This window comes from Bacillus sp. RE35 (assembly GCF_052146655.1).
GTDB lineage: Bacteria > Bacillota > Bacilli > Bacillales > Bacillaceae_G > Bacillus_A > Bacillus_A cereus.
This window is the reverse complement of record NZ_CP197377.1, coordinates 1694619-1713779: the sequence shown is the minus strand read 5'-3', so window position 1 is coordinate 1713779 and position 19161 is coordinate 1694619. Positions and strand designations below refer to the sequence as shown.

Sequence of the window (19161 nt, the reverse complement as noted above, 5' to 3'; positions counted from 1 at the left end):
CCTATTCTATCGTTTTCTTATCACTTGGCAGTAACCATGAAGTGAGTCCAATTAATGGTAGACAACTACATAATAGCATAATAAATTGCAGGCTATATATATCTGCTAATTTCCCAAGAACTACAGCACCTAATGCTCCAAGTCCAAATGCAAGACCTACGATTAATCCTGACACCATTCCCACTTTTCCAGGCACAAGCTCTTGTGCATATACAACAATTACACTAAAACTACTTGAACTAATAAAACCGATACATAAAAATAACGGTACGACCCACACAAGTGAGACATGTGGTAATAACAGTGCAAGTGGCGCTGAACCTAACATTGAAAATACGATGATATTTTTCTTACCAAATCGATCTGCTAACGGTCCTCCGAAGAAAGTGCCTAACACACCAGCAATCATAAATGCGAATACGAAATACTGGGCATTTTTTATAGATAAACCGTAATGCTCTATTAAGTAAAATTGATAGAAATTCCCGATACCAGCACCGTACCAAGAGCGTACAAAAGTAAGAAAAACAAGAAGTATAATAACGAATTTAATGTGTGTACTTACAATTGCATTTTCCGCCTCAAGTGCAGCCCTCTTCTTCCTTCTTACAGCACCGGTTGCTAATTCATTTTTGTACCAATTCGATACGAAAATTAATAATGCAATTCCTACTGCTGCAAATGCTGTAAAACCTAATGAACCAATTTGACCGAGTGGAACGAAAATTAGCGCTGTAAAAATAGGAGCTAAAGAATTCCCCGTGTTTCCCCCAACTTGATAAATCGCTTGCGCTAACCCTCGTTTTGCACCTGCCGCCATATACGCAACACGAGCGCCTTCTGGATGAAAGACTGCGGAACCTAAACCAATAAATAAAACAGAAATAATAACAATAATAAAGTTTGGTGCAAACGCGAGTCCAATCATTCCAAGCATACTTGAAAACATGCCGAGTGGTAATAAAAATGGTGACGGCTTCTTATCTGAATACATACCAAACACCGGTTGCATAATCGATGACGTCATATTTAACGCAAACGCAATCCACCCTACTTGCATATAGGATAAATTCATCGTTTTTTCCAAAATAGGAAACAACGCCGGCACAACTGCTTGCATCGAATCATTTAAAAAATGCCCAAAGCTAATCGCAAATAAAATTCGATATATTGTCGGTGTTTCTACAGTTTTTTTGTGTGAAACTGCCTGCATATGTGAATCTCCCCTTTCTGTACAAAATATATATTTATTACAGTAGGTGTAATAAATTCTGACTTTTGAAACATTTCTATTCTATACTGCTTTCATTTCTTTTTCCAGAAATATAACTTAACTCCCGTCATTGGCTTGCATCCTTGTAACTTTCAGCGGTAAAACAGTACAAAAAAAAAGACAACCCAATCACATACTGGGTTGCCTCTTACATTAAATTGCAAAATGCTTATACTTCTCGTAATCACTCGTCTTACATTCTATTTGTAATTTGGTACCTTCGTTTTCGTAACTCGTAGATAAAACGTGTGCATGATTATTGAAATACGAAACTACCTGTCCTTGATCATATGGAATTAACATTTCACACTTCGTATATTCTTTATAGATGTGTGAGCGAATCATTTCTACAAGTTCTTCAATTCCAACATGTTTCTTCGCTGATAAATAAACGCGATCTTCTTGCACTTTCGGAATTTCAACATCTACCATATCTGATTTATTATAAGCATAGATCGTTGGAATATTTTCTACTCCAATTTTCTTTAACGTTTCATTTGTAATATCAATTAATTGTTCATAATTTGGATTTGCGTAATCTACAACGTGAATAAGTAGGTCTGCTTCCGCTACTTCTTCTAACGTTGAACGGAACGCCTTCACAAGATGATGTGGTAATTTACTTACAAATCCAACTGTATCTGTTAATAAAAATGATTTATTATCTGGCAAATCAATATTTCGTACAGATGTTTCTAACGTCGCGAATAACATATCTTTTTCAAATACTTGTTTTTCTTCTGTACCATTATAAATTTCAAGCATTGCATTCATCGTCGTTGACTTTCCTGCATTCGTATAACCTACTAATGCTACAACAGGTATTTCATTTTTCTTACGCTGCTTTCGCTGCGTTTGACGCTGGGCAACGAGCGCTTCTAAATCTTTATTCAAAACTGAAATTTGTTCTTCAATTTTACGACGGTCTAACTCTAACTTCTTTTCACCGACACCTTTATTTTTCGTACCAACGCCGCCGCTCTGTCTCCCTAACGATTCACGAAGACCGATTAAACGAGGCATCATATACTGAAGGTGTGCTACTTCTACTTGTAGCTGTGCTTCTTTCGTTTTCGCACGTTGCGCAAAAATATCTAAAATTAAAATGGTACGATCAATTACCTTACAATCTAAATCCTCTTCTAAATTTCGAATTTGTGAAGGAGATAATTCATCATTAAAGATAACCATATTCGCATCTATTTCTTGTACATACGCTGCAACTTCTTCAATCTTTCCTTTTCCGATATAATGCGATGGATTTACTCGTTGTAAATTTTGCGTTACTTGCCCAATTACCTCTACATCACAAGCTTCCGCAAGATTTGTTAACTCTTCCATCGAATATGCAAAATCATCTTCATTACCTACATTTACTCCAACTAAAACTGCTCTTTGTAATACTTCTTCCATATATTTATTCCTCCATTTCGATTACGTAAAATAAAAAACACAGGTCGCTGCCTGTGTTTTCGTAAACGGATAAGGGTTCACCAAAGAAATAGAAGAAAGCTATGCTTTCATCCTATTTTATAGTCAAAAAGTCCCAAGATTGTATACGTATCCACAGTAAGTGTTCACTTATACAACCCCATTCTATTTATAAAGGCAAAACAAAAAGAGGGCGTATTCGTCCCTCCCTCTTTTTCACATATAAGCTTAATAAAGGGTTCCTTTAAAATAGGCAGACCAATCCCGTTCACTCTGTACACAGACAGAGCCTTTGAGCGCTATTCAATTATTGGCACAAAGTATTGAGACGTAATCTGATTAAGATCAAAGGAAGCCCCTCCGTTCATTTTAAGTTACATAAAGTGTAGCATAAGTAATTCGCTTTCACAAGGTTTAACAACCTATATCACACGAAAGAAAATCTTTATATTTTTACTTTAATCGTCATTTTTTGCGAGTTTTTCTCACAATAAAAATAACAAAAGCAATTATCAAATTTAGAAACTTCTCGTATATTATTTTTACAGCACTCGCCAAATTCCTTCATAGTAAGTTAAGTATTATCGTTTTAATACAACAAAAATCTTTATTGACATTTTTATAACCTAATATTAGTATCAGGTTATAAAAATAAAAGTTAGGAGATGTTCCTATGCATTCTAAATCTCGTATTACTGCAATTGGTACTTATGTTCCAGATCAAATATTGTCTAATAACGATTTAGAAAAGATGGTCCATACGAATGATGAATGGATTGTACAAAGAACAGGAATGAAGGAAAGAAGAATCGCTAGCGACGAAGAATACTCCTCAAACTTAGCCATTAAAGCAATTGAAAATTTATGTACAACATATAAGAAAAACTTAGAAGATGTCGACTGTATCATTGTCGCTACTACTACTGCTGATTACGTTTTCCCTAGTGTTGCTTGCCAAATACAACAATACTTCAACATACCTCATACACTAGCTTTTGATTTAAATGCAACTTGTGCTGGTTTTACATATGGACTACACGTCGGTAATAGCTTAATCACTTCTGGATCACATGAAAAAGTACTTGTCGTAGCGACAGAGACATTATCTAAAGTTACTGATTATACCGATAGAACGACCTGTATTTTATTCGGTGATGGTGCTGGAGCTATTTTATTAGAAAGAGATGAAAACACCCCAAGCTTTATCGCTGCTCACATGGGAACAAACGGTGATGGCGGCATTCATCTATATAGAACAAACTTATCTACTACTATGAATGGCACACCACTGCAAACAAATGAAAAAATCGTTCAAAATGGAAGAGAAGTATATAAATGGGCAACACGCACGGTACCAAAAGGCATAAAAAATTTATTACATACCGTAAATATGCAAGTAGATGATATAGACTGGTTCATACCCCACAGCGCTAACTTACGAATGATCGAATCTATTTGCGAAAAGTCTCAAATTCCAATACAAAAAACATTAACGAGCGTGGAATATATGGGGAATACCTCTTCAGTCACCATTCCACTCGCTTTAAATTTAGCTATAAAAGAAGGGAAATTAAATAACGGAGACACACTTTTACTATACGGATTTGGTGGCGGACTTACGCATTTAGGGCTTATTGTAGAGTGGAATTTAATTTAAGTGTATAAAAAGAGGCTCTAGCCAGTAACTAGAACCTCTTTTTCATTTAATTTCTTGCCCCTTTTCGAGACCATATCACAACAGGAATAAGTAATAACGCTAACACGCCTCCAGCCAATGACAATGCCGCATAACTTGAATTCGCTACTACCATACCTGACATTGCTCCACCAGAAGCTCCAGCTAGCGCAATAAAAACATCTATTTTCCCTTGTGTTTTAGCACGTGTAGACGGTGTTGTGGAATCAACGATTTGTGCTGTACCACTTATCAATCCGAGGTTCCATCCTAGCCCAAGTAAAGACAGAGCAACGATTAATAATAATAAAGAATCACTTGGCGCTATCGCAGCTATGACACCCGCTGCAAGTAAAATCACTCCACCAGCTATGCTCATTGTAGTTCGGCCAATTTTATCAATTAACATTCCTGTAACGAGAGATGGAAGATACATTGCACCTACATGAAAACCTATCACAAGTCCTACTGCACTTAAACCGTGACCGTGGTGTCCCATATGAACTGGCGTCATCGTCATAATCGCAACCATCACGATTTGCGTAAGTATCATTACGATTGCTCCAACTGTAATACCTCGTTTATTTTCTTTCGCTTCTTCTGTTATTGGTTGTCCTTTATATGTATGTTCCTGTTTATATCTTTCTATTATGTTAGCAATAATCAAAGGATCTGGACGAAGCATAACAAAAAGAACTAGACCCGCCAGTATAAATGCTGCTGCCGATAGTATGAACGGACCTGCAAGTTTAGGAACTCCAATTGAATGAGCAAAACTTCCCATTACCCCTACTAAATTTGGTCCTGCAACTGCACCGAAAGTCGTCATTACCATCGTAATACTAACAGCCGTTGCTCTCTGCTTCTTATCTGCTAAATCTGTACCTGCATAACGAGCTTGTAGATTCGTGGCTGTACCAGCACCATATATAAGTAAAGAAATAAGTAAAAGAATAATACTATTTGTTAAAGCTGCCATTACAACACCAATTGCTCCAAATCCACCTACTATAAACCCTGTTGCAAGACCTATCCGGCGTCCATATCGTTGCGAAAGCTTCCCTACTATGAAAGCTGCTAATGCCGATCCTAATGTAAACATAGCAGTTGGTAATCCTGCAAACGCATCTGTTCCAAGCATTTGCTGCGCAAGAAGTGCGCCCACTGTAATACCAGCAGCTAGTCCTGCACCGCCAAACATTTGTGAAATGCTGACGATTATTAACGTTCGTTTGTATAGTTTTTGTTGCTCTTCTTCTGTGTACACATGATTATCTATTAAAGCCCCTGCCTTATCTAGCAATTCCCCATCCTCCTTTTAAAATTAATCCCTCTTGTTAATGTACTATGTATAACGTTACATATTCAATGGCATTTTCCATTCCTTCCTTTCATTCTAAAAAACTTTCTAATCATACTCGACTTATCCCATGCTATATTAAAAATACTACTATTCACAATAGGCAAGGAGGAAACAATGAAAAAAACAGTAGAATTATGTGAAGCTTGCAAACATGATCCAGTATATAAAATAGAAGAATCCGATCAAGCAAATCAACCTTATAAATTATGTAACCAATGTCATGAGCGTCTTATTTCGTTATCTTTACATCCTAAAGAATGGTACCATCTTGTAATGATTCACTCACCTTATAAATATTATTTGCATGATAGTTTTTATGAAGAAGATGGTAAAGCGAAGCAACCAAAATTAGAGATGAATGAGCACAAACTTACACCCGTGCCCACTTTAGAAGAAGTTCGCTCTAGTTTAGAGGAATTACTTGATTACACCATGACTAGATGGTTTCTTCAAGAAGCAGAAATTGAAGCTCTTAATAGGTACGATCAAAACGAAGTACTAGATGCTGTTATAAACCGCTTTTCAAACACAATGAATGGTGTAATTAAAACTAGATTACTTGAAATTGTTATATGTATACTAGGAGAATTCGCCTCAGATTGGATAAGAAAACTGTGGAAGGCATTTGATGAAGATTTACTTGCACCTCTTTCTCACGCTGCAGCTTATTGTTTACCATTTGAAGAAGCCTTTCCTTTAGTAATAGAAAGGCTAAAAACAGTATTAAAAAGTGAGCTTCCGACCACTTCCTTCATTTGTCTGCATTCTTTTCAATCCTCAGAAACATTAGATTGGATAGAGGGAACATGCAGTATCATTTCATAACGATTGGGCGCGATTAGCTGCAGTATCACAACTAACTTGGAGACGAATTAAGTCTTGGCTAACAAAAGGACACCCTTTAAGTTTAATAGCACTTGATGCAATGGTTAGCTGTATACCTGCAAATGAAGATGTACTACATGAAATGGATCCAAAAATTTTATTAGCAGATCCGTCAGAAATAAAGTCAACCTTAATAGCTTACAAACAAAGAGACAATGTTCCAACTGTCAAAAGAAGTGTTGAAACTATTTTAGAAAACAAGACAGAAATATTTCAATACATGAATCCTTTACAAATATCTATCAAAAAGAAACCACAAAACTTTTTAGTTATGGATGGCACAGTACAAATCCATGAAAACAGACTGGATGAATACGTAGACTTCATTAATACAAACAACTTTACTGATGTTTACATTAATGACCTTAGGTATAGTTTGCACCATATTAATTTTCTTGAACACTGCCCGCAAATTGAAAGCTTACACATTAGTAGTATATATATTACTGATTATTCAGCCCTATATAAATTAAAAAACTTAAAATCTTTATCACTAGAAGAACCACAAGTTCCACTAAACTTAACAGAGCTAGAAAGCTTTACAAATTTAGAGGAACTTCACATAAAGTGTAATAAAAACATTAAAGGCTTCGAATCTTGTCCTAACTTAAAAGAACTGTACATTTGGAAATACAAACCGAAACAAAAGAACCTTGAAGAATTAATGTCTTTACAAAAAATTGAAAAACTAAGCATTACACAAGGGAACATTAATTCATTAAAAGGATGTAGGTCATTACCTAAATTAAAGCATTTAGAACTCAATTATTTAAGAAATTTAGAGCATATTGATGAAATTGAAAACAATGCTTCAACTTTAAAACACATCGAATTCGACCATTGCAGTAAGCTTAAAAACCACGAATATTTGCGCTATTTAACGGAATTAGAAACTCTCATCTTATCAAGTTGTGGTAACATACGAAATCTACAATTCATTAAAGAACTACAAAAATTAAAACATTTAAGCTTCGTGGATTCTACGATTGTAGACGGAAATTTAGAATCTTGCGTCGGAATTGATTTTGTTGGTTTTAATAATAAAAGGCATTATAGTCATAAATTTAAAGAATTAAATCCAGATTTTTCATACTAACGTAAGGAAAACAGGCTAATAGCAGCCTGTTTTCCTTTACGCTTCTTCTACTATCCTTCCCTTTCTCTTTTTACTCAAAGCTTTCCCTTCCCAAAACAACAAACTTACGAAAGCACAAATTAAAATAATTGGCACACTTGCTTTATATAAATCTGTAAAACTCATAGCCATCTGATTCTTGGCATAATGATTCACATCATTTGAAAATGTGAGTACCTCTTTCTTTATACTTTCCTCTTGTTTTTCAACTTCTTTTGTCACTTTCCTCATAACTTCTTCTCTTTTTACATCTCTATATTCTACTGGAACTTTTCTTAATATTTCATCCGTCTTGTCGCGAATCAATTCTTCCTTTTTCTCTTTACTTAATCCCATTGTCATTGCATTTTGTTTCTTATTTATATTCGACTCTAAACTTTGATTCTCTATTTTCTCTTTAGTCATTTGTAAAATTTCAGTTTGCTCAGTACTATTCACATGAATAGTACGCACCTTTTCTTCTGCATAACGATATACTTTTTCTTTATTTACAGTTAAATTGTGAGTTAAGTTAGAGACAAATATTGCGACTGCCAATACAATTCCAACTTGTCGTAACATTGATACAACACTTTGAGAAGCAGTTAACAATTCTCCTTCAAACGAAGACGCACTTAAAACTGTAATTGGCCCCACTACTAAACCATATCCAACACCTAATATCATACATGGAATAATAATTTCTATATTTGTTGAATGAACATCAATCATTTGCAACCAATAGTAGGAAAGCCCCATAACAAGAAATCCTGACAAAATAATAGTTACTTTTCCGAGTTTTTTAATTAAAGTTGCTGCAACTGGTGAGACAAAAAATATCATTGCTGAAATAGGTGTCACTAAAAAAGCCGCTTCAATTTCCGTTCGATCCTGTAGTTTCGTCAAGAACGTTGGAAGCAATACAGTAACTCCAATTAAAAATAAATTACTCAATATAACAACGATCGACGCTCCGACAAACATTCGATCTTGAAATAACTTTAAATTCACCATTGGGTTATGAATCTTTCGTTCTACTAAAATAAATAGAATAAGAGAAATAGTGCTAATTGCATAACAAGACAAAGCAATATTACTTTGCCATCCCCATGTATTACCTTTTACTAATATGAGAGTAAATGAAAAAATTGCTGTGCTACTTAATAGTAGTCCTATCCAATCTATTTTTGAGATAATACGTTCTTCATTTTTTATTTGTAGCATGATGCAACATAACACGATTCCTATTATACAAACCGGAACATTAACGAAGAACACCCATCTCCATCCTAAATTTTGCGTAATAATTCCACCTATTACTGGTCCCATAGCAGCTGACAATCCTTGTGTTACTCCTAAAATTGCAAGCGCAACATGCCTCTTAGCTAATGGCATAGCTGATACACCAATTACCATACTTGTTGGAAATAAAATCGCTGCCCCAATACTTTGTATAAAACGAGAAAAAATAAGAAAATCACCTGTATTAGCAAAAGCGCAAAGTACCGATCCACCACCAAAAATCACCAGACCCAGAATATACATCTTTGCTTTTCCAAAGATATCAGCTATCCGCCCTAACGGAATGGCAAGTACTGCAATCGTCATTGTATAAACATTTAATACCCAAGACATCTTTTCTAACGAAGTATTTACACTCGATTGTATTGCCGGTAAAGCTATATTCATAATTGTCGTATCAATCATACAAAGAAAGATACCTAGACACATTAAAAAGACAATCTTAATACCCTTTGATTGCTCCATCTTTATATACCCCTTTATTTATTGTGAACGCGTTTTTCATTCTTCTGTTTTATTGTTTTCTTTCGCCTCTAACTCTTCTAATTTTTTCTTCAAAGTCTCCACTTGTGCACTATAAGATGCAATACCTACATCTAGTGAAATTTCTTCGACGAAAGTAATACCTACTCTCCACTTTTCATATTTCAATCGAAGATCTGCAATGTACGCTTCTTTTCTTTCAATTTCATCTTTAATCCATTTTTTTATTGTTACATCATCACTATAGTTACCAAAATACATTCTCATTAAAAAATCCGAACGTAAAACATCCTTCTCTACAGGCGTCTGCATGTATTGATAAAACTCTTCACGTCCTTCATCTGTAATAAAGTACATCTTCTTATTCGGTTTCCCCTCTTGCATGACAACCTCTTTTTTTATTTTCCCTTCATTCTCCAATTGTCGTAACGTTGGATAAATCATTCCAAAACTTCCATCAAAAAAATGAGTAAATACGTCTTCAAACACAATTTTAATATCGTAACCAGACAATTCCTTTTCCATTAATAAACCTAAAACAACATCTCTTCCCTTCAAAGTAAAACCCCCACACATTATATAATCAATAATCATATTAACATTGTTAATATGATTATTGATTATATACCTTATTCTGTTAATTGTAAAATGTTTCTAAATAAAAAAGCCCCATAATTTGGTTTCACCAATTCACAGGGCCATTTTCTTTTTTACTCTTTCACACCTACATCTTGCAAAACTTCAATATCCTCTTTCATTTCATAATAATAAGAAGGCAATTCTATACCATGTTCTAAGAAATAATCCTCAATGAATGAAATAATAATTTTTAACGTTTTCACACGAGCATACAATTTATCGTTACTTTCAATAATATGCCACTTCGCATTTGGCTTACTTGTTTTTTCAAACATGTCTTCCATCGCTTCAACATATTCATCCCATTTTTCACGATTACGCCAATCTTCGTCTGTAATTTTCCATCTTTTCAAAGGATTTTTCTCTCTATCTTTAAATCTCTTTAACTGTTCCTCTTTACTTATATGGTAGAAGAACTTCCCCATTATGTAATGGTCATCTGTTAGTAGTTTTTCAAAATCATTAATCTCATCATATGCTCTCATCCACTCTTCCTTTGTAGCAAAACCTTCAACACGCTCAACTAACACACGACCGTACCATGAGCGATCAAAAATAGTAATTTGCCCGTACTGTGGAATTTTGCGCCAGAAACGTTGCAAATAATGGTAACGTTTTTCATGAGGTGCAGGCGCTCCAATTGGATCTACTTGGAACCCACGAGGGTCAAGATGTTCCGTCACCCGCTTAATTGCCCCACCTTTACCAGCCGCATCCCATCCTTCCATAACAAGCATAACCGCGATTTTTTCTTCTTTCAAAATTTGTTGTAATGCTAATAAGCGCCTTTGATATTTTTCGAGTTTCTTATTGTACTTAGATTTTGATTCAATTTTTTTCGTTAAGTCTACTTTAGCAAGATGTCCATTTTCCATAAAACAAATCCCCCTTGTTGTATGACAATGTTATTTTAACATATTTTTGGCAATTTTTTCATATCCTAAAAAGCTGTGTAGAAACATCTCTACACAGCTTCCCTCTCTAATTTCACATATACAAGCACATTTAACTACATTAAAATAAATAATTTATACGGAACTCTTAGTATATTCTTTTTATTAAAACATAAAAATAGCCCTTTTAAAAAGGGTAGCAATCTAAGTATAGAAAAAACAAATTTATTCTTTCTTACTACATACGTAATTATGCCAGCTATAAGAGTAGTGAATAATATATTAATTCACTACTCACAATAACCACTTTACATTATATGGTATATTTACTCGTGAAAAGAAGATAATAACAAGTAAATCCATTAAAGAATGGGAGCTCTAAAAAAAATGAAACGAAAAATATTAACTCTCTTTACGCTTATATGTTTAGCACTACCAATGCAAGCTAGTGCTTACACATTTCAGTCACTACCGATTGCGTCAAAGTCTAAACAATGGTATGTCGAAATTGATAAATCTCATAACTCAAACAAGCAAGCAATCCAGCCGAAACAAGGTGTATTTGATACGTATAGTTTACTCGTAAAAAACATCGGTCATGATGTATCAAACGTATCTGTGGAAATACTTGATAACAATCCTACCTCTAAGGCTACCTTTAAACCTACTACACCTAATGAAAATATTTCTAAAAGTCATACAAGCTTTGACTACATGGTATTCCCATTAGACTTTAATAGTCATAATTTTAAAGTTGTAATCACTTGGGAAGAAAAGAATTTCTCTTATAACGGCCATCCGGTAAATGAAGGTAAAAAAATGAAACAAACATTTGTATTTAATGAAGACTAAGTCCTAATTTCTTTAGGGCTTAGTCTTCTTTTTTGAAACCTGCTTGTATCGCTTCCGTCACTTCTTTTGTGATTTCTAATTTTGTTGCTTCCATACTAATTTTTTTGTGCCAAATGTGTATGGAAGGCTTTTCATTACAAAGATGTTTTATTAATACTAGTTGATTATATGCTAAGTTATTTTCTATATAGGTCTAGCCCTCTTTTCCCATATAATCAATTAAATCGACGAATACTCGGTACAGACAATGCTATTCCAATTGTTAAAATTACTAAACTAGCTAGTGTTATAATAGTTATCTCGCCACCTATGACAGTAGCTAACCAGCCTACAACTACGTATCCTAATGGCAATAAAGCAAAAGAACCCAACATATCAAGGCTTGCCACTCTTCCGAATGCTTCTTCTGGTACAAGCTCCTGTAAACTCGTTTCCCAAATGAGTCCAAATATCATCATGCCAAATCCTTCAATTGCCATTAAGAATATTAAAGCGGGTGCCCAAGAAATGAATGGCATAATTAATAAAGCAATGCCACTCATTAAAACACCTCCATAAGCCAGTAATCCTCTCTTATGCCACAGCTCTTTCCCACCAAATATTAATGCGGCAATTACAGCCCCACCACCAGAAAAGGCCATGCCAAGTCCATACACGTAAGCTTCAAAATGATGATGAACATTAAATAACCATGGAATTAATACGACGATAATACCGGCATAACAAATATTTATAAAAGAAAAAACTAAAATTGTAATCCACAGCCACGGATGACTTTTTAAAACTAAAACACCTTCCATAAACTCTTGTTTGTAATTAAGCTTACTCTTTTCAATGGGTTTTACTTTTTTAAACTTAATTTCTTTTAAAAATAATAAACATAAAAATGATAATAAGTACGTTGCTGCATCTAGTCCGAAACCTATCCCTGCAGATGCAACCGATACGATTAACCCACCAAGTGCTGGCCCAATTAATCGTATACCTTGATTACTCATTTGAGTGAGTGCGTTAGCTGCATTACGAATTTCAGGGACGAATACTTTCGCCCTTACAGCAGAATATGCTGGTTGGAATATCCCTTCCATAAGTCCGTATAAGGCAACGAGAATATATAAAATTGTAATTGTTAATAAATCCATAAATATAAGCGATGCAAGTAATAGCATTAATATACAGCGGATTATATCCGTAAATAACATTAATTTAACCCGATCAATTCGGTCTACAACTAAACCCGCAAACGGTAAGGCAAGAATATTAGGTAGCATGTACATTGCCATCGTCATCCCCATTACAACTGTTGAACCAGTTAATGAATACACAACAACTGGGAGTATGACCATAGTTATCGAACTACCTAAGACCGAGAGTAATTGTCCAATCCATAAAAATTTAAAGTGTGGTGATACTTTAACCGGTAATAATAATTTACCAACATAACCTAAACTTTTCTCCTTTTGTATTTCTCCTTGCATGTCTCTCCCCTCTTTTCGAATGACTATAGAATTTATAATATATAACTGAAAATTTATAACATTCCATTTCTAATTATATAAGAAACAATTATGTTATGGTAAAATTATCAAAAAAATATAAAGGAGAATACATCATTATGCCTCCAAATTCACATAACATCGAACATCAGATCTATACAATGTGTATGATCCAACGTAACAATGAAATTTTACTCATAAAACACCCCAGCCATCGAGGTTTCCCTGGCTACATCGCTCCTGGCGGCAAAGTAGATTTTCCCAAAAGTATCGTTCAAGCCGCTATAAGAGAAGTAAAAGAAGAAACTGGATTACTTGTTTCCAATTTAACTTTTAAAGGATTAGATGAATATGTCAATCCGAAAGGTAATGTTCGATATATGGTATTTAACTATTGGACAGACTCATTTGAAGGTGAACTTCTTTTGAATCCTCCTGAGGGTGAATTATTATGGATACCAATCGATACAGCACTAAAGCTACCTATGCAAACTTGGTTTAAAGAAAGATTCCCATTATTTTTTGAAACAGGCACTTTTGAAATTCAACGTGTTTGGGATAATGAGCTAAATAAACAAATTTCTATGACAATTACCCATACATAAAAAAGCTTGGAAACCCATCCAAGCCTTTCTTACTTCTGTGCAATTTTTGCAATCTTATAATGAATATGTAAAAATTCAAGTCCAAATAGCCACATGCTATGATGAGCTGTTAACATTTTATCCTTACCCTCTGTAATGATGAAAGTCTCTGCTAACGGTAAACGGATTGTTAAGAACCGAGTATGTAAATAAATTCCCTCATCTCCCTGGCCATTTTCTCTTAACTTACTAGTAATGATTAAATCATGATTATCATTATATAGTTTCAAAATACCAGTCATATTCGAATAAGGTAAAGGTAAGGCGATATTCATATATGTCTCATTCTTATTTGTATGCTTTGAATAAAGAGCTACAAAAATAGATTCACCTGCTTCATTTTTCCTTATCCAAGCCCTTACATTCTCTCTTCCATCTTTCTCATCTATTACACTAATGATAGAGCCATGCATCGTTTCCCAATTGCCGCCCATCCCTAAATGTATTTGTCCTACATGCTTGCTCATTTTCTCATAACAAAATGCAAATAGGCGGAACCAACGAGCCCATTTAATATTTGATTGCAACTCATACTCTGTTGTATTTTCATAAAAACGAATAATACTTAAAGGTACCTTCGTCACGTCAAATGACTCACTATGAAAGTCATTTACTTTATCGACTAAACCGTTGTATTCCTTACTGTCTACTAAATTGCCGCTATATAAAAAAGCCTCACCAATTGCCACACTTCCTCTTAATTTACTCATTGGTTTCCCATAGTATTTATAATTCGGAACACTCTTTTCGATCATCCAGCCGACAAATGCCGGTAACGCTACTCCAATTCCGTTGACAACACCGTGAATCCAAACCATTTGAGCAATTGTAATCGTCATTACATGCTTCAAATTTCCGTATGAATATATAAGTGAGAACATAATTGTAACCATGAGTGTACTAGACGAAACGATTAGAAGAATCTTTGCACTGATAGCATTAAATTTTGCTCTCCAAACGTAAAATCCATACCCATAAATGGCACATAAATATAGGAGCACTGCAAAAAATTCAAATATTCTCGAGTATGTAATTCCTATTGCAACTGTCATAGGTGAAATCATGATGATAAACATAATAGCATCATATACTTTACTTCTCTTTTCTCTTTTTCTCCCTATTAAACCAGCTGATAATGGCAATAGAAACGCCGAGTAATGAAAATGTGCAGCTGTGAGTAAAACAATGTCAGAGCTAAAATGCATAATTGAAAGTTTTGCTACTGAAGCAAAAAACCAAAAACCACCTAAAAACAAATAAATAAACGCACTATCTATGGCGATCTCTTCTAACGGCTTCCATCCTCTTTCTAGCAATCTACTTACACCAAATAACGCAACAATTCCTGTATATACAAACCAAACTAGCGCAAATACATTGTAATTTGTGACGAAAGCTAGCATTGCACAAATTGCTGCGATTGGATATAAAAACGATACGAATTTATAAAATAATAAATACGATCCATCTCTTTTTCTTTTATCAATAATACAAAGTGACATTGGTATAAATAATAAAACAGACAATAATATAATTGCTTCAACAGGATTTATATTCGACCACTCATATATTAGAAAAACAACATAACAAGCAAGCCCAAATATTATATTTTTCATATCGTTTATTTCCTTTCCACAAATGTTCCCTTATATGAAAAAAGCGAGCCAATTAACGGGTTTCGTACTTGTACATGAATTCGAAAACACTGTAGTGTTGCATCATAACTTTCAACAATTTTTGCTTCACCATACAAAAATTTTGGTAACGGCATTTTTCTTCCAAACATATAAAACCATTGTTTCTTTGAAGAAATATGCATTGCCCCTAACTCATCGATATGAAAATGCAGTGTAGAAACGAGTAAATGTGGTTCGCCAAAATAATCTACAATTTCATTTTCGTTTCCATCCAATTGCATAACTGCATTAAAATATCTTTTCTTATTATGAAAATAAAAAGTACGGTTCCACCTTACTAATTCTTGTCCATATTCATCTCGCTCAGCTATGTTTTGTATCGTAAATGGAATTTCCTCTCCTCGTTCCGAGAAAAACATTCGAAACTTCGATGCAATTTTTAATATAAATTTCACGAAAAAAGAGCCACCGTAAATTTCATCCATCTTTCCTTCACCTGTAAAACTATTCTCTTCTGTAATCGCATAACGCTTCTGCAATTCAGGATGAAGATTTTTATAGGTATCCCCTAATAATCGTTCATATATATTAACCATACACTTATCCCTTTCTCGCCCTATTGCAATTTTTCGCTCTTGGTAAATCGCAACTATTTATATAACCGACAATTGATAACCCCATTAGAAGAACATTTAATGTAATCGGATTAAACGGCTCTGTAAAGCTTGCAATATTCGTAAATCCTGCCGCTAATGTTAAAACTAGTAATACAATAATATACAGTATAAATAATTTTCGTTTTGTTATTGGCAACAGCCATACAACACCGAAAATTATTTCTAACACCCCAATTATTTTAAGTATATATACACTATTTTCATTTGAACCGATTAATACAGAAAGCATCTTTACTTCTTCTAAATGAGTAAAAAGTAGTTTTGGCACTATCCCTTGATATATCCATACAAAAGCAAATAAAAAACATACGAGCCAATACGTCATTGTTCTTCTAATTAGTAACCTAGGATGAAGCCCCTTTTCTAACCATAATTTTAAGGCATCAAAACTCCAAGCAGTCGCCCAACCTAATAACGGACGAAAAATATAGGAATCTATCACATTTCCTATACGACCAAATCTTGTATCATAATCATATTGTGTCTCAAAATGGATGTATTCTTTATTCGGCGTATACTTCCAATAACCACGTCCTATTTGAATAAGAGATAATGTATTATCCGTCCAAAATTTTAAAGAGGAAATTCTTTCACCAGTTTCTTTTCTTATTTCACCTATTGATTCCCCTTCTCCAGCTATTTCAAACCCAAATCCAATCTTTGTTTTATACAAAAACTTCTGTGGTTCTCCTTCTTTTTTCTCTAAATACGAAATTTCAGTAAAGCGAGCATCCCACTCTGTATGTATAGCTGGTTCTTGCGTATATTCCCATAATTTTCCCATCGTCGTGTTCATTTTTGTCGCAACATAAATAGGCTGTTTCCTTTTCATTCTCCCACCTCCTATGCACTATAAGTTTAATGTACATGCAATGAATTTATTTTGCTACATTTTTCACAAACTTCCTCAGAAAAAAGAAAGAATTTTTAAAATATATATAAAACACTTGATTCCCCGAAAAATTTAAATTATTATAAAACAAATGTTACCAACAACTTCATAAATCAAACACTCTCGCCTAAAACGTGAGATAGAGGTTGCGATACTTATGAGTATTCTAATGGAGACACAGAGATGTCTATGAACTTAGATGAAAGGAAGTATTGCCGAAATTGATAAGTTTCTCTGCATTTATCAATTGGGGCTGTTTTCGAATAGAAACAGAACTGTCATATGTACAGACGTGTACGTATGAAGAGCTATCTACAAAAAAGAGATATCATTTTTTATGATATTCCTTTTTTGGCGGTTTTTTTATTAGCTCCGTTTTCTGTTTCCCTTTTCCTGTAACAGCACCATCCTCACTTATTTGAGATGGTGTTTTTTGTTTGTCTTTCTGGTAACTACAGGAGTATTGGGATTTATATATTTCCTAATCTATTCTTAAAAATAGACGAAAGAAGGAATCTGTAATGGAAACAATTGTTCAAAAATTCGGTGGCACTTCTGTCGGAAGCGTCGAACGCATTCAACATGTAGCAAATTTAATTATTGAAGAATATGAACGAGGTCATAGCATTGTCTCTGTCGTTTCAGCAATGGGAAAAAGCACAGATGAACTTGTCGCACTCGCTAACGCTATCACAGAAAATCCAAGTAAACGTGAAATGGATATGCTTCTATCTACAGGAGAACAAGTAACTATTTCATTATTAACAATGGCACTGCAAGCAAAAGGCTATCATGCAATTTCATTAACAGGGTGGCAAGCTGGTATTACGACAGAATCTGTACATAGTAGTGCACGGATTACTGACATTCATACAGATCGTATTCAATCTTATCTTGCTGAAGGTACGATTGTTATTGTAGCTGGTTTCCAAGGAGTCAGTGAAGATTTTGAAATTACAACGCTTGGACGAGGCGGTTCTGATACAACTGCTGTCGCATTAGCTGCTGCACTAAACGCAAAAAAATGTGATATTTACACAGATGTGACCGGCGTATATACGACGGATCCACGAGTTGTAAAAGATGCTTATAAATTAGATGAAATTTCTTATGACGAAATGTTAGAACTTGCAAACCTCGGTGCTGGCGTATTACACCCGCGTGCTGTTGAGTTTGCTAAAAATCATAACGTAGTTTTAGAAGTTCGCTCAAGTATGGAACAAGAAAACGGAACAATTGTAAAAGGAGAATGTAACATGGAACAACAATCAATCGTTAAAGGTATTGCATTTGAAGATAATATTACACGCATCACAGTGAAAGGATTAGAACAAGGTTCACTTTCAACTGTTTTCTCTACATTATCAGCGGCACATATTAATGTAGATATCATCATTCAAAGTATTACAAATGAAGGAACTGTTCATCTCTCCTTCTCCATTCACTCGAATGATTTAAGAGAAACATTAGAAGTATTGGAACAAAATCAAGAAACTCTTCACTACGAATCTGTAGAACATGAAAATCACTTAGCAAAAGTATCAATCGTAGGATCTGGCATGGTATCTAACCCAGGTGTCGCTGCAAATATGTTCACTACTTTAAAAGAAGAAGATATTCATATTAAAATGGTAAGTACATCAGAAATTAAAGTGTCTGTCGTTATTGACCGCCTTCATTTAGTAACAGGCGTTGAGGCGCTGCATCAATCATTTATGGCGAAAATTGAGCCTTTCGTGCAAATGAGCTAATTTGATATGTTTAGTAACGCTTATAAAAAAAACATATTAATCTACTTCCTTCCTATTAAATAAAAAGCTATTCGTTAACAAGATGCTATATGATATATTAAAAAACACCTTGTCACATTTTCCTATACTGTGACAAGGTGTTTTTGACTGAAAG

General features: G+C 34.4%; 14 protein-coding genes, 1 pseudogene and 1 riboswitch. Of the genes and pseudogenes, 5 read left to right on the top strand and 10 right to left on the bottom strand.

The window, feature by feature from the left end:
• Position 1 precedes the first annotated feature (1 nt).
• On the bottom strand, positions 2-1213 hold the full coding sequence (locus ACTL4X_RS08990; protein ID WP_001149398.1) for an MFS transporter: 1212 nt from the start codon (positions 1211-1213) through the stop codon (positions 2-4).
• 213 nt (positions 1214-1426) lie between these two features.
• Positions 1427-2686: a GTPase HflX gene (gene hflX, locus ACTL4X_RS08985; RefSeq protein WP_000393283.1), complete on the bottom strand. Its 1260-nt coding sequence runs from the start codon at positions 2684-2686 to the stop codon at positions 1427-1429.
• Between the two features lie 691 nt (positions 2687-3377).
• On the opposite strand from hflX, the gene ACTL4X_RS08980 reads away from it, so the two are divergent.
• The gene (locus ACTL4X_RS08980) at positions 3378-4361 is read left to right on the top strand and encodes a ketoacyl-ACP synthase III (protein WP_000555752.1); all 984 of its coding nucleotides are present in this window, start codon (positions 3378-3380) and stop codon (positions 4359-4361) included.
• A gap of 46 nt (positions 4362-4407) precedes the next feature.
• On the opposite strand, the gene ACTL4X_RS08975 is transcribed toward ACTL4X_RS08980, so the two are convergent.
• Positions 4408-5682: an MFS transporter gene (locus ACTL4X_RS08975; protein WP_000884513.1), complete on the bottom strand. Its 1275-nt coding sequence runs from the start codon at positions 5680-5682 to the stop codon at positions 4408-4410.
• 174 nt (positions 5683-5856) lie between these two features.
• Here ACTL4X_RS08975 and ACTL4X_RS08970 point away from each other — a divergent pair.
• Positions 5857-7723: pseudogene (locus ACTL4X_RS08970) on the top strand (hypothetical protein).
• Positions 7724-7759: 36 nt separating this feature from the next.
• Here ACTL4X_RS08970 and ACTL4X_RS08965 read toward each other — a convergent pair.
• The 3 genes from ACTL4X_RS08965 to ACTL4X_RS08955 form a co-directional block, all read right to left on the bottom strand.
• A complete protein-coding gene (locus ACTL4X_RS08965; protein ID WP_000438110.1) occupies positions 7760-9508 on the bottom strand; it encodes an MFS transporter in 1749 nt (582 codons plus the stop codon).
• Between the two features lie 36 nt (positions 9509-9544).
• Positions 9545-10084: a PadR family transcriptional regulator gene (locus ACTL4X_RS08960; RefSeq protein WP_000678333.1), complete on the bottom strand. Its 540-nt coding sequence runs from the start codon at positions 10082-10084 to the stop codon at positions 9545-9547.
• 152 nt (positions 10085-10236) lie between these two features.
• Entirely contained in the window at positions 10237-11040 is an 804-nt protein-coding gene (locus ACTL4X_RS08955) for a polyphosphate kinase 2 family protein (RefSeq protein WP_000427315.1), read from the bottom strand.
• A gap of 405 nt (positions 11041-11445) precedes the next feature.
• Between ACTL4X_RS08955 and ACTL4X_RS08950 the strand changes: the two genes are divergently transcribed.
• Positions 11446-11910, top strand: a complete 465-nt coding sequence (locus tag ACTL4X_RS08950) for a hypothetical protein (protein ID WP_000823336.1) — start codon at positions 11446-11448, stop codon at positions 11908-11910.
• 215 nt (positions 11911-12125) lie between these two features.
• Here the strand turns inward: ACTL4X_RS08950 and ACTL4X_RS08945 are convergent, their stop codons facing one another.
• Entirely contained in the window at positions 12126-13388 is a 1263-nt protein-coding gene (locus tag ACTL4X_RS08945) for an MFS transporter (protein ID WP_086692820.1), read from the bottom strand.
• A gap of 137 nt (positions 13389-13525) precedes the next feature.
• On the opposite strand from ACTL4X_RS08945, the gene ACTL4X_RS08940 reads away from it, so the two are divergent.
• The gene (locus tag ACTL4X_RS08940; RefSeq protein WP_001134941.1) at positions 13526-14011 is read left to right on the top strand and encodes an 8-oxo-dGTP diphosphatase; all 486 of its coding nucleotides are present in this window, start codon (positions 13526-13528) and stop codon (positions 14009-14011) included.
• 29 nt (positions 14012-14040) lie between these two features.
• Here ACTL4X_RS08940 and ACTL4X_RS08935 read toward each other — a convergent pair whose 3' ends face one another.
• The 3 genes from ACTL4X_RS08935 to ACTL4X_RS08925 are packed head-to-tail and all read right to left on the bottom strand — an operon-like array spanning position 14041 to position 17196.
• Entirely contained in the window at positions 14041-15666 is a 1626-nt protein-coding gene (locus ACTL4X_RS08935; RefSeq protein ID WP_086692822.1) for a YndJ family protein, read from the bottom strand.
• 5 nt (positions 15667-15671) lie between these two features.
• The gene (locus ACTL4X_RS08930) at positions 15672-16283 is read right to left on the bottom strand and encodes a DUF4166 domain-containing protein (RefSeq protein ID WP_000247278.1); all 612 of its coding nucleotides are present in this window, start codon (positions 16281-16283) and stop codon (positions 15672-15674) included.
• Positions 16284-16287: 4 nt separating this feature from the next.
• Positions 16288-17196: a DoxX-like family protein gene (locus tag ACTL4X_RS08925; protein ID WP_086692824.1), complete on the bottom strand. Its 909-nt coding sequence runs from the start codon at positions 17194-17196 to the stop codon at positions 16288-16290.
• Positions 17197-17388: 192 nt separating this feature from the next.
• A riboswitch (Lysine riboswitch) is annotated at positions 17389-17575 on the top strand.
• A 202-nt stretch (positions 17576-17777) separates the two neighbouring features.
• Here ACTL4X_RS08925 and ACTL4X_RS08920 point away from each other — a divergent pair.
• Positions 17778-19007 carry an aspartate kinase gene (locus tag ACTL4X_RS08920; protein ID WP_017657943.1) on the top strand — a complete coding sequence of 410 codons (1230 nt, stop codon included), beginning with the start codon at positions 17778-17780 and terminating at the stop codon, positions 19005-19007.
• Positions 19008-19161 lie beyond the last annotated feature (154 nt).